Source organism: Streptomyces sp. NPDC045678, assembly GCF_056432085.1.
On sequence record NZ_JBWKJS010000001.1, the window covers coordinates 410,097 to 421,961 of the forward strand.

Annotated in this window: 9 protein-coding genes; 2 read left to right on the forward strand and 7 right to left on the reverse strand. The window is 73.2% G+C overall.

Annotated features, from left to right (window positions below; all coding sequences use genetic code 11):
• The first annotated feature begins 33 nt into the window (after positions 1-33).
• The gene (locus tag AC07DO_RS01805) at positions 34-993 is read left to right on the forward strand and encodes a methyltransferase domain-containing protein (RefSeq protein ID WP_479056314.1); all 960 of its coding nucleotides are present in this window, start codon (positions 34-36) and stop codon (positions 991-993) included.
• A 20-nt stretch (positions 994-1,013) separates the two neighbouring features.
• Here the strand turns inward: AC07DO_RS01805 and AC07DO_RS01810 are convergent, their stop codons facing one another.
• From AC07DO_RS01810 to AC07DO_RS01825, 4 genes are all read right to left on the reverse strand, one after another.
• A complete protein-coding gene (locus AC07DO_RS01810; protein ID WP_479056316.1) occupies positions 1,014-2,426 on the reverse strand; it encodes an FHA domain-containing protein in 1,413 nt (470 codons plus the stop codon).
• Positions 2,427-2,509: 83 nt separating this feature from the next.
• Complete coding sequence (locus tag AC07DO_RS01815) at positions 2,510-3,865, reverse strand: vWA domain-containing protein (protein ID WP_479056317.1); 1,356 nt, start codon at positions 3,863-3,865, stop codon at positions 2,510-2,512.
• Positions 3,866-3,934: 69 nt separating this feature from the next.
• Positions 3,935-5,314: a PP2C family protein-serine/threonine phosphatase gene (locus tag AC07DO_RS01820; RefSeq protein WP_479056319.1), complete on the reverse strand. Its 1,380-nt coding sequence runs from the start codon at positions 5,312-5,314 to the stop codon at positions 3,935-3,937.
• Positions 5,315-5,316: 2 nt separating this feature from the next.
• Complete coding sequence (locus tag AC07DO_RS01825) at positions 5,317-7,464, reverse strand: serine/threonine-protein kinase (RefSeq protein WP_479056320.1); 2,148 nt, start codon at positions 7,462-7,464, stop codon at positions 5,317-5,319.
• Between the two features lie 10 nt (positions 7,465-7,474).
• Here AC07DO_RS01825 and AC07DO_RS01830 point away from each other — a divergent pair, with 10 nt between their 5' ends.
• Positions 7,475-7,807 carry a hypothetical protein gene (locus AC07DO_RS01830; RefSeq protein WP_479056321.1) on the forward strand — a complete coding sequence of 111 codons (333 nt, stop codon included), beginning with the start codon at positions 7,475-7,477 and terminating at the stop codon, positions 7,805-7,807.
• Positions 7,808-7,844: 37 nt separating this feature from the next.
• On the opposite strand, the gene AC07DO_RS01835 is transcribed toward AC07DO_RS01830, so the two are convergent.
• The 3 genes from AC07DO_RS01835 to AC07DO_RS01845 all read right to left on the reverse strand — a co-directional run bounded on the left by AC07DO_RS01835 (position 7,845) and on the right by AC07DO_RS01845 (position 11,765).
• Positions 7,845-9,164, reverse strand: coding sequence for a coiled-coil domain-containing protein (locus tag AC07DO_RS01835; RefSeq protein ID WP_479056322.1), 1,320 nt, complete (start codon positions 9,162-9,164; stop codon positions 7,845-7,847).
• Between the two features lie 94 nt (positions 9,165-9,258).
• Entirely contained in the window at positions 9,259-10,248 is a 990-nt protein-coding gene (locus AC07DO_RS01840; RefSeq protein WP_479056323.1) for a glutamate ABC transporter substrate-binding protein, read from the reverse strand.
• A 32-nt stretch (positions 10,249-10,280) separates the two neighbouring features.
• Complete coding sequence (locus AC07DO_RS01845; protein WP_479056324.1) at positions 10,281-11,765, reverse strand: hypothetical protein; 1,485 nt, start codon at positions 11,763-11,765, stop codon at positions 10,281-10,283.
• Between the last annotated feature and the right edge of the window lie 100 nt (positions 11,766-11,865).

An 11,865-nucleotide genomic window follows, 5' to 3' on the forward strand; every position in this document is an offset into this window, starting at 1 on the left:
GCATCGGAGGCCGCGGCGCAGCACAGTGGACCCATGGAACCCGATCCTGTACTGCTCGCAGAGGTCCGGGCCGGCCTCGTGCGGGAGATCGAGGCGAGCGGGGCCTGGCGGGACGACTCCGCCTGGCGGACGGCGTTCACCGCCGTCCCGCGGCACCTCTTCGTGCCCTACTACTACGTGGGCGTGAGCGGCGGGTACGAGCGGCTGTGGGGCGAGGACCCGGACGACGGCCGCCGCACCCGCTGGCTGCGCGGCGCCTACACGGACGCCCCCCTCGCGACCCGCGTGCGCGACGGGGACCTGCTCTCCTCCAGCAGCCAGCCGTCCCTGATGGCGAAGATGCTCGCCGAACTGGACGTACGCCCGGGAGACCGCGTCCTGGAGATCGGCGCGGGCACCGGCTACAACGCGGCGCTGCTCGCCCACCGGCTCGGCGACGACCACGTCACGACCGTCGACCTGGACCCGGAGATCACGGAGTCGGCCAGGCAGCATCTGGCGTCCGCCGGGTACCGCCCTGCCGTGATGACCGGCGACGGCGCGGCAGGCTGCCCCGAGCGGGCGCCCTACGACCGGATCATCGCCACCTGCACCCTGGGCTCGGTGCCGAGGGCGTGGCTCGCCCAGTGCCGGCCGGGCGCCCGCATCCTGGCGCCGCTGGCCACCGGCCTGATCGCGCTGACCGTGCGGAACGCGGAGCAAGCCGAGGGGCGCTTCCTGCACACGCCCGCCTACTTCGTGCCGCTGCGCGGGGGAGACGCGAGGACCCCGTACGAGCACCACGTCGCGGGGCTGCCGCGCAGGGCCCTGCAGAACGAGCTCTTCCGCTTCCTTCTGGAGCTGACCGCGGGCAGCCTCGATCCGTACGAAGCGCTCGCGCTGTGGCAGCGCGAGGGGCGGCCGGTGCGCGAGCGCTTCGGTGTCACCGCGAGCGGGCCGTACGAGTGGGCCTGGCTCGACGACCCCGAAGGGCCGTACGTCTGGCCTCTCTGAACCGGCGCGTTCCGCCTCCGTCAGTCGCGGCGGACGGTGAGCGTCGTCCAGGCGCCCACGTGGACCTGGTCGCCGTCCTGGAGGGGGACGGGCACGAACGGCTGGATGGGCTCCTCGCCGCCGTTGACCGTGGTGCCGTTCGTGGAGTTCTGGTCGACGACCGCCCAGCTGCCGTCCGGCTGCTGCACGAGGATCGCGTGCTGGTGCGAGACGCCCGGGTCCTCCGGCGGCACCGACAGGTCGATGTCCGGGGTGTCACCCGTGGAGTGCCTGCGGCGGCCGATGGTCAGCTGGTTGCCGGCCAGCGGGCGCTGCTGCTCCGGCGAGTACGCGGGCAGGTTCAGCCCCGAGGCCTCGGGGCCGCTGCGCTGCATCATCGCCATGAAGTACTCGCGGTCGGGACCGATCGTCACCGTCCACGTGCCGGGACCCTGCGCCTGCTGGGGCGGCTGCTGCTGGAACGGTTCCTGGGGCTGGAACGGCTGCTCCGGCTGCTGGAACTGTTCCTGCGGCTGAAACTGTTCCTGCTGGGCCGGGGCCGACGGAGGCGAGATCACCCAGTCGTCGGCGCCGCCACCGCCGAAGGACGGGCCGCCAGGGCCGCCGGGACCGCCGGGACCACCAGGGCCGGGCGGCGGCGGAGGGGGCGGGCCCTGCGGGGCGCCCGTCTCCTGCGGGAACGCGGGCGGCGCGGGCGGACCCGGCTGCTGGAACGCCTGAGGTGCGCCGGGCGGGGCCTGACCCGGGCCGGGACCGTGGGGACCACCGGGGCCCTGGGGGCCACCCGGACCCTGCGGACCGGGCTGTCCCGGGAACGGCTGACCAGGACCCTGGGCGCCGGGCTGCCCCGGGAAGGGCTGCCCCGGACCCTGCTGGCCACCCGGACCCGGACCCTGCTGGCCACCCGGACCCTGCTGGCCGCCACCGCCACCGCCACCGTTGCCGAACGGCGGGATCGGCTCGGCGGGCCGGTTCATCTGCGAGGGCCGCGAGCCCTGGTACTCGTAACCCGGCGGGGGCTGCTGGAACTGCTGCGCCGGGTTCGGACCCGGCGGCCTTCCGGGACCGCCACCGGGTCCGGCGTGCGTGCCCGGCAGCGGCGGGTTCGGTGCGGCCGGGGTGTACGACGTCGCCGTGTTCGTCAGGAAGTTCCAGCGGCACTCCTCGCAGAACGGCGCGTTCGCCTCGCGGGGCGTGCGGCACTGCGGGCAGAGCTCCGCCTCGGGAGCCGGGTCCGGCACGGCGGCCAGGTGCGGGCGCCCCGGCGCGGGCTGCGGGAAGCCCGGGTCCTGACCGGGCGGCGGCGGAGGGTAGCCATACCCGGCCGCGGGCGGCGGCGGGGGCGGCGGAGGTACGGCACCGGCCATGCGGTGACCGCAGACCTCGCACCAGTCATCGGAACCCGACTGGTGTCCGTTCGGGCAGGTCGGCATGTCGGCGCTTCCCCCTCTCCTTCTCCGGCCCGAGGGCCGTACGTCCTGCTTCTCGGTGCTGTCCGCGACGCCGGAGCGCCGCGCTACTGCTTCTTCACGCGAACAGTCTTCGTGGACCGCGTCTCGAGTGTCATCTCGTCGGCCTCGGCGACCTTCGCCTTCAATCGAACAGTACCTGCCGCGGCGTCCACGACGTCCACCACCTTCGAAAGCAGTTTCGCCGTATCCGCGTTGCCCGAGGCGCTCGCGAGCTGCACCGCGCGGCCCAGTTTGGCCGTCGCCCCGTCGACATCTCCCGATTTGCGGGCGTCGAGGCCCTGTTGGATCACCTGGGCCAGTTCCGCCTGGCCCGTGTAGTGCGCGACCTGCGGATTGATCGAGGTGGAGGCCGCCATGTCGTCCGTCCACACCGCCCGTACCAGGCCCTGCGACAGCGTCTGCGCGCTGCCGTCCTCGTGCGGCACGACCAGCGAGACACGGGCCGCGAGCATCTCCTGGCCCAGCTCGGCGCCCGGCACCTGGACACAGATGTGGTAGTCGCGGGACTCGTCGCCCCAGGACCCCGTGGGGTAGTCCCCGGCGCGCGGTCCGGCCTCCGTACGACGCGCGGTCAACTCCTCGACCGTGGGCGCCACCTGCTTCACGAACTTGATCTCCACGCCCACCGGCGTCCACAGCCGCAGACTGACGTCGGCGACCTCCTTGCCCATAGCCGTCTCCATCATCTGCGTGAAGTCGGCGGCGAGCCCGGCCGGATCGGCGACGATGTCGGCGGTGCCGAGCAGCGCGGAGGCGATCCCTGTGACCTCCTTCACCTCCCAGTCCGTGCCGACGCCGCGGGCGTCGCAGGTGTAGCGGCCCGCGCAGGAGTCCAGGGCGGCCTGGAGATCCTCGGGTGACTCGTGTTCGTTGCGGCCGTCGGTGAGCAGGATGCCGTGCCGCACCGCCGTCGCGGGCACGTCCGCGGAGGCCAGGAGGCGGTCGGCGAGGCGCAGCCAGGTGCCGATCGCCGTGCCGCCGCCCGCGCTCAGCCTGCGCAGTGCCTGCTTGGCCAGCTCACGGGTCTGCGGTCCCGCCACGGCGAGCCGGCCGCCGCCCGGATAGACCTCCTTGGCGATGTGGGTGCCGCCGATCACCGCGAACTGCACGCCGTCGCGGAGCGCGTCGATCGCGGCGGCGGTGGCGTCCCGTGCGCCGCGCATCTTCGTCGGCGGGTAGTCCATCGAACCGGAGCAGTCCACCATGATCGCGACGGCGGCGTCCGGGCTCCGGCCCGCCGCGTACAGGTGCGGTGCCCCGACCGCGGCCCCGATCGTCCCGCCGCCGGTCGAGGTGACCGTGGCGATGGCGTTGACCTCGCGGCCGCCGTCCGGGAGGTACTCGTTCTGGTAGACGTCCACAGAGAACTGCGGCACGTTCGATTTCGAGAAATTGGCCATGGAACTGCTCCCCCTCAGATCCTCAGAACCTCAAGACCACATGCCCCGGTACGGTCCCCCCGCCGGGCGCTAGGCCGATCCTGCCCCCTGCGGCACGAATGGGAACGGCACGACGGCCACTGTTACGTTGTCGTGGCCCCCGCCGTCCAGTGCGTGGCCGACCAGGACCTGGGCGCTGTGCAGCGGCCGGTCCGCGGCGTCGGCGGGCACCGCGGCGGCCATCTCCTCGACGGCTTCCGCGTAGTTCCACAGGCCGTCCGTGCACACCACCACTACACCCGCACGGTCCGGCTTGAAGGAAGCGGTGTGCGGCTCCAGTTCGTACGCGTCCGCGCCGAGCCAGCCCGTGATGGCGTGCGCGCGCTCATCGGCGTACGCCTCGGCCTCGTTCATCAGCCCCGCGGCGACCATCTGCGCGGCCCACGAGTCGTCCTCGGTCAGGCGCACGGTGGGGCCCTCCCGGTCGTCGGGGACCCAGTAGGCGCGGCTGTCGCCGACCCAGCCGACGACGAGCAGGCCGCCCGCGACGATCGAGCCGACCAGGGTGCAGGCGGGCGCGTTCTGGTGAGGGCTGTGCTCGCGGGCCGACGCGGGCTCGGCGGCGAGCGCGTTGACGGCGTCGGCCGCCGAGAGGATCGCCTCGTGCATCGCCTGCTGCGGATGCGTGCCGCGCGGCAGCGAGACCAGCAGCGACTCGTTGGCGGCGCGGGACGCGGCGAGCGAGGCCTCGTCAGGGCGGGTCGCGGACGAGACGCCGTCGCAGACGATCGCGACGACGGCGGGTGAGCCGTCGGGCAGCGCGGCCGTGGAGATCGCGAAGGCGTCCTCGTTGCGGTGGTGGCGCAGGCCGCGGTCGCTGACGGCGGCGACGGTGTCGAGCTCCTGCTCCATGTGGTCGCGCTCGCGGGGCTGGGCGTGCCCGCAGTTCTCGCAGTACCCGTCCGGGTCGACGCGGCCCGACCGGCACGCCACGCAGAGCTTGGTACCCGCGGAAGGCGTAGCCGTACGGGGGTCGGTGGTCGGGGCGGTCGGGGCGCCGGGGGCGGGCAGCGGGTACTCGTCCGGCTCGGCGGAGGCGTCAGGAGTGACCGGGGCGGCATCCGGAGTGACAGGACCGGCGTCCGGCGTGGTGGAAGCGGCGTCCGGGGCGACGGAGGCGTCCGGCCGCTCCGGGAGTTCGCCGCCCGCCGAGTCCGTGCCCGGCAGGTCCGTGGGGAGATGCGTCGGCACCGGGGTGTCGGAGCTGTCGGCCTCCGGCGCGACCGGCCACTCGGAGGGTTCCCCGCCCGCGGCGGCGGCCCGCACGGACCCGCCGGATCCGTTGGGGGAGACGTCCGGCCGCGGTGGCACCGCCGACAGATCGAACCCGCACGCACCGCAATACAGGTCACCCGACTCCAGCGGCTCCTCACAGCTGGGGCAGGCAGACAGCTGGGGCATCTGCGACATACTCACACCCACGTCCGGGGGCGGAAACGGTTGGCCCGCTCCACCAGTTCGATCCTCTCCTCGCCACCCTGAGCGAGCCGGGCCAGTGTCCGGTACGAACGCTCCAGGCCGAACCGGAGGCCGCGCTCGTCCAGGTCGCTGCCGAGCAGTACGGCCCGCGTCCCGGGGGTGCCGGGTGGCGCGGAAACGTGACCAGAGTGCCTACCGGAGAGTACCCAGTCGAGCGCCGTCCCCAGAACCTCGGTCGACAGGCGCTCCCTGCGCACCGCGTCGAGCCCGAACCCGGCAAGTGCCTCGATCTGCCCTGCGGCGGCCGTCAGCTCGTCCAGGAAGGCGACGCCCGAAGGGGCCTGCGTGTCCGACGTCATACGCTGACGCAGCCGCGCCCGCACCGCCGCCACCCGGGCCGCGGTGTAGTGGATGGAGGACTCCGGCACCGACTCCAGCGTGCGCACGGAACCGGCCCTGTCGCCGGCCGCGAGCTGCACGCGGGCCAGGCCGAACGCCGCGCTCACATAGCTCGGGTCGGTCGTCCACACCAGGCGGTAGTACTCGGCGGCGTTGTCCAGCTGGCCGAGGACCTCCGCGATGACGCCGAGCGCCAGCTTCGGCGCGGGCTCCCCGGGGAACGCGTCGTAGATCGCGTCGAAGGAGAGCGCCGAGTTCTCGAAGTCGCCGGTCGCCAGGGTCGCGACGCCCCGGTACCAGACCACCCGCCAGTCGTCCGGGTGCTGTTGCTCCAGCTCGACGAGGGCCTGGGCGGCGGGCGCCAGCTCCCCCATGGCGAGCCGGGCGCGCAGGCCGCGCAGTTGCAGTTCGAGGGAGTCCGCGGGCGCCGTGCCGAGCGCGGTGATCAGCTCGGCGGGCGCGGCCGTGATGAGACCGGCGAGGAACCCGGCGTTCGGGTCGTTCGGGTCCACCAGGGGCACGGGCAGCGCGAGGGCGGTCGCGGCGGAGTCGAGGCCCCGGACGATCCCCGCGGTCGAGGTGCTCTCCGGCAGCGCCCTGCCGTTCTCCCCGGCGGTGAGCTCGGCGCGGGCCCCCAGCCGGGAGACCTCCCCGGCCAGTTCGGCGAACAGCTCCGTGTCGGGCACCTTCACCTCGGGCCCGAACAGCGTCGACAGCGCGGGCCGCGGCAGCCCCGTCTGGACCGCCACGACCTCTCGCAGGACGCCCGTCAGCTGCTCGGCCATCTCCTGCGCGGAGGCGAACCTGCGGGCCGGGTCGGGGTCCGTGGCGCGGACCAGGAGGCGGTAGAAGGACTCGTACGTCCGGAAGACCTCGATGTTGTCGGGGTCGGGCAGGGAGTCCACGAACACGTTCGTGTAGCCCTGGAAGTCGAAGGTGAGGACGGCGAGGGTGCGGGCGACGGTGTAGAGGTCGGAGGCGACCGAGGGGCCGACGTCGGCGACCTCGGGGGCCTGGTAGCCGACCGTTCCGTAGATCGCGGACTCGTCGTCGTCCATCCTGCGGACCGCACCCATGTCGATGAGCTTGAGCTGGCCCTCGGTCTGGATGGCGTTGTCGACCTTGAAGTCGCAGTACAGGAGCTTGCGGCTGTGCAGATGGCCGAGGGCGTCCAGGGCCTCGATGCCGTACGCGCAGGCCTGCTCGACGGGCAGCGGGTCGCGTCTGCCCTCCGGCGTGCGGCGGCCGTTGGCGATCTCCTTCAGGGACTTGCCGCCGACGTACTCCATGACGATGTACCCGTCCATGGAGCCGGTGCGCTGGTCGAGGTGCTCGACGAAGTTGTAGATGCGGACGATGTTGGAGTGCTCGATCTCCGCGAGGAAGCGCCGCTCGGAGATGGCCGCGGCCATCGCGTCCTGGTCACCGGTGTCGAGCAGACCCTTCAGGACCACCCACCGGTCGGACACCGCACGGTCGATGGCCAGATAGACCCAGCCGAGCCCGCCGTGCGCCAGACAGCCCACGACCTCGTACTGGCCGTGCACGATGTCGCCCGGGTGCAGCTTCGGCACGAACGAGTAGGGGTGGCCGCACTTGGTGCAGAACCCCTCGGTGCGGCCGGGGCGTTCGCCGCGCGCGCGGCCCACCGGCGCCCCGCAGTCGGAGCGCGAGCAGAATCGCTTCCGCTCGGGCACCTCGGGGTTCTTCTGCACGGCCCCGCGCGGATCGGGGCGCGGCACGTCCGGGACGGTGACCAGACCGACGCCGAGCCGTCCGCGCGCCGAGGAGCCGGTCGCCGAGCCCGAGCTGCGCACCGACACCGAGCGCGACGTCGAACCGCCGGACAGGGAGCGGGAGAGCCGCCCCGACACCGACCTGCGCGAGGACTGCGAGCGCGACGACCGGGACGTACGGGCCGACCGCGACGACGACGAGCGGCCGCTGGAGCTCCCCGAACCCCGCGAGCCCCTGCCGCCCGCCGTGAGACCGGTCGGCGACGACGCGACCATGCCGTCCGGCGCCACGACGGGAGCGAGCCCGCACGTGTCGCAGTACAGCTCACCGCCGCCGAAGTCGTCGTAGCTGCCGGTGCACTTGGGCCGCTGACATTCACGCCGGCTCATGATTCCCCCGTCCGGTCGGTGGGCCCGCCCTGCTGCGGGACCCTCGGCGCAAGCACTTCGGCGGCCGCCTGCTGATAGCGGAGGACCGCCTGCTCGGCCACCCGGAGATCGCAGGGCGCGCTCCACAGCATGCGGCGCGCCGCGTCGTACCGCTCGACGAGGAGCGGGTCCTCGGCGTGGCCGAGCCGGGCGACCTTCGCCTTGTACGCGTCCAGGCGGCCGCGCAGCTCGGCGCGGACCGCGAGGGGCGCGGTGACGGCGGTCAACGACTCGCGGGCGCGCATCAGTTCGTCCTCGGCCTTCTGCTCCAGGGATTCCAGGAGCGGCGAGAGGCGGTGCCACTGGGCGTGCCTGCGGTACTCCGACGCCATCGCCAGCTGCTCCTGGAGCGCGGTCGGCGGGCCGCTGACGGCGGGCACCTCGGAGGCGGCGATCTTCGCGAGGACCTCCCCGCGCGCGGAGCGGGCCTCGGCGAGGGTGCGGTCCGCGCGGGAGAGCACGTCGCGGAGCCTGCCGAGGCGGACCTCCGCGTCCTGCCGGACGGTGAGCACCGCCTCGATCTCGCGGCGCACCTCTTCCAGCGCGCGTGCCTCGCGGTCGTAGCGCTCGGTGTGCGGGCGGCCGCCGCCGGGCGCCGAACTGCCCTCCGCGCGCCGCCAGAACGCGAGCGGGTCGGAGACCACCTGCTCGCGCAGCGCGGTCAGGGTGCGGGTGATGCGCTCCAGGTCGTCGCCGGCGGGGTGCTCCCCGGGACGTACGCCGACGGAGTGCGCGAGCTGCCGGGTGCGGTGCAGCTCGGCGGCGAGCAGGTCGATGCGGGCGGGCAGCGCGGACCACACCGCGTCGGCGGCGACGACCATGTCGAGGGAGTCCGCGTACAGGTCGTTCATGCGCGTCACGAGCTCTTCGAGGGTGAAGCGCTCGGTGAGCCGTGGGGGGCCGGTGAGCGAGGGGGACGCGCCGGACGAGGAGCCGCCCGCGACGGTCACCGCGTCGCCGCGCAGCAGCTCCGTCAGCTCGACGAGGTCGTCCTTGCTGGGCCACCGTCTGCGCTCACGGACGTCGCGTGCGGTGCGCAGGGCGCCCGCGTACGCGTCGAAGTACGCCCAGAGGAGGGTGATCCGGGCCTCCGTGGCCGTCCAGCGCTCCTCGGTGACGCCGGTGAGCCTGGCGCCTTCGAGCAGGCGGCGGCCCGCGTGGTCCTGGAGGGCGAGGAGCGAGGTCTCGATCGCCTCGTGCTCGGCGTCGAGCCGCGCCAGCGCACGGTCCACCTCGTCCCGGTCCATCACCGGACCGGGGGGTCCCGCGACGCTCATCGATCACTCTCCGCTCTGCGTTGCCCCGGGGTTCTCGGTAGTTGAGGTCCCGTCGTAACTCTCCAGTCGTACCAGGTCGGTTGTCGGCTCCGGGTCAGTCCCGGTACTCGGCGTCCGGCGGGCCCGAGGACGTGCCGAGTCCCTCCTTCAGCCACTTGTCGTAGGACTTCTGCCAGCCGCCGTCCTCGCGGTAGTCGTCGAGGACCTTGTTGACCCGGCGGACCAGGTCGTCCGAGCCCTTCTTCATCGCCACGCCGTAGTGCTCGGTGGTGAACGGCTCCTTGCCCTTCAGCTCGACCGTCGGATCCTGTGCGGCCTGGCCCGCGGCGAGGGCGCTGTCGGTCACCACGGCGTCCACCTCGCCGAGCTGGAGCCGCACCAGGCAGTCCAGCTGGTTGGGCACGGTGGTGGAGATGTCGGCGGAGTAGTTCTTCTTCTTGAGCTCGTCCTCGGCGATGGAGCCGGCGGCGGTGCAGATCTTCTTGCCGGTGAGCGACGGGTCGTACCCCGTGATGTCGGACTTCTTGGGGGCGAGGACCTGCTGGCCCGTCTCGAAGTACCCGGTGGAGAAGTCGACGTCCTTCAGGCGCTCGCAGTTGACGGTCATCGTGCGGACGACCATGTCGACCTGGCCGCTCTGGATCGCGGGGATGCGCTCGTTGGTCGGTATGGCACGGAAGACGACGGCGTCGCGGTCGCCGAAGATCTCCTCGGCGATCTCGCGCGCGAGGTCGATGTCAAAGCCCTCCAGCTCGCCGCCCTTCTTGTTCGGGTCGCGGTAGCCCCACCGGTAGCTGTTCTGGTCGACGCCGACGATCAGCTTCTTGACCTCGCGGTTCCTGATCTTCTCGATCGTCGGGCCGTCCTTGGGGGACGGGCTCAGACTGCGGTCGTTGCAGTCGTCGGCGTCCGCACGCGCGGGCGCGGCCACCGTCGAGCCCGGACCGCGCCGTACGCCGTCGTCCCCTCTGTCGCCCCTGTCCGGCAGCACCAGGACGAGCGATCCCGCCACGGCGCAGGCAAGACCCATCGTGCCCACACCGCCCCAGCCGCGCAGCCTGGCCGTGCCGCGTCGCGTCCGCATCGTCTGCGCGCCCCCTCTCACCTCTGACTCCATCACCGGTACTCCGAAAGCCTGCGGCCGATGCCGAGGACGGCGCCCGCCGCGGCGAGGACCGCGAGGACGGCGGCGCCGACGGCGAGGCCGCTCATGGCACCCCTGCCGTCCTTCGCCGCCTGCTGGAACTCGCGCTGTTCGTGCGCCAGGGCCCGGTCGAGGGCCGCGTCCACGTTGTCGAAGCACTCGCCGGTCGGCTCGTCGCCCTTGGAGCCGATGACCTTGTCGAGCGCCCCTTGGTAGTCACCGGAGTCGTCGCTGGAGCGGGCCACCTTGTGGCGGTCCTTCCAGACGCCCACGTTCTTCGCGGCCTCGGCGACCGGGTTCCCGCCCTCCGAGTCGTCGGCGAGGTCGGCGGCCCTGCCGAGCAGGCCGCTGTCGGCGCCGCCCAGCTGCTTCATCTGCGCGCGGTAGGCGACGTCGAACTTGTCCTCCGACTTGCCGGCCACCTCGGTGGTCTCGGCGCCGCGGCTGACCAGGGTCAGGTTCTCGTTGCCGCGCGCCTTCAGGGAGCTGATCCGGGCGTCGTTGAGGACGTTCAGGGAACGCACGCCGTTGTCGTACGAGTCGTTGAGCCCCGAGCGCGCGAAGGTGTGGCCGACGACGAGCCAGAGCAGCACGACCGTGGCGGCCGCGGTCGCGGCGAGCAGACCGTGGTTGAACACCCGGTTCGTACGGCGGTAGTTGCGGTGCTGCGCCCAGCCGAGCGCGGCCAGCGCGAGGACACCGAGGACGATCGCGAACCAGGGGTACGGCTTCGCGTTGCCGTAGTCGGAGCTGAGACGTTCGTTCTCCGCCTTGTAGAGCTTCTCGGCGGCCGGGAGCATCTGCGTCTGCATCTTGTCGTTCGCGTACCGCAGATAGGCGCCGCCCAGCGGCAGGCCCTGACGGTTGTTGGCGCGGGCGCGCTCGATCAGGCCCGTGTACTCGGGCAGGAGCCTGTTCAGCTTGCCCACCGCGGTCGCCGACGACGAGTCCGCGCCCGCGTTCGACGCGGCGGTCGCCAGCTTCTCGGAGGCCCGCTCGATGTCCCGCTCGTACCGCGCGCGGACGGCGGCCGGTTCCTGGCCGCCCGCGAGGAACCCGCTGGACGCCGCGGTGTTGGCGTCGGCCAGCGAGCGGTAGATGGCGGCCGCGTCGGCGCTCAGCGGCTGGCTGCGGCCGAGCACGTCGTCCGCGGCGGCCGAGCGCTCCGTCATCTGCCAGGTGGTGACCGCGCCGAACGCGACGACGAGCAGCGCGAGGAGCGCGCCGATGATCCGCAGCCTGCCCGGCTCCGTGGTCGCCGCGGCCCGCACCCGGTCGACGCCCTCGGACCAGGCGGTGCGGCGCGGAGCAGCGGGCGGCGCGGCCGGGGCGCCCGGCGCCTGGGGCGGCACGGTCGGCATCGTCGGAGCGGGCCGCTCCGGAGCCTGCGCGGGCACGGCCGGTGCCTGCACGGGCGGGCCCGACGGCACCGCGCCGCCGTTCGGCGGATGTGTCACCTTGCCTCGACCTCCCCCTCGGTCATCGGACGCTGGTCTCCGCCCGGCGCGCGCGGAGCGGGAAGTGCACGGCCGCAAGTATTGCCGCAGGGACCGACAT

Coding starts and splice junctions, on each gene's coding strand:
- AC07DO_RS01820 (WP_479056319.1), bottom strand. CDS start 5,314: ATGTCGCAGATGCCCCAGCTGTCTGCCTGCCCCAGCTGTGAGGAGCCG.
- AC07DO_RS01840 (WP_479056323.1), bottom strand. CDS start 10,248: ATGCGGACGCGACGCGGCACGGCCAGGCTGCGCGGCTGGGGCGGTGTG.
- AC07DO_RS01810 (WP_479056316.1), bottom strand. CDS start 2,426: ATGCCGACCTGCCCGAACGGACACCAGTCGGGTTCCGATGACTGGTGC.
- AC07DO_RS01805 (WP_479056314.1), top strand. CDS start 34: ATGGAACCCGATCCTGTACTGCTCGCAGAGGTCCGGGCCGGCCTCGTG.
- AC07DO_RS01815 (WP_479056317.1), bottom strand. CDS start 3,865: ATGGCCAATTTCTCGAAATCGAACGTGCCGCAGTTCTCTGTGGACGTC.
- AC07DO_RS01835 (WP_479056322.1), bottom strand. CDS start 9,164: ATGAGCGTCGCGGGACCCCCCGGTCCGGTGATGGACCGGGACGAGGTG.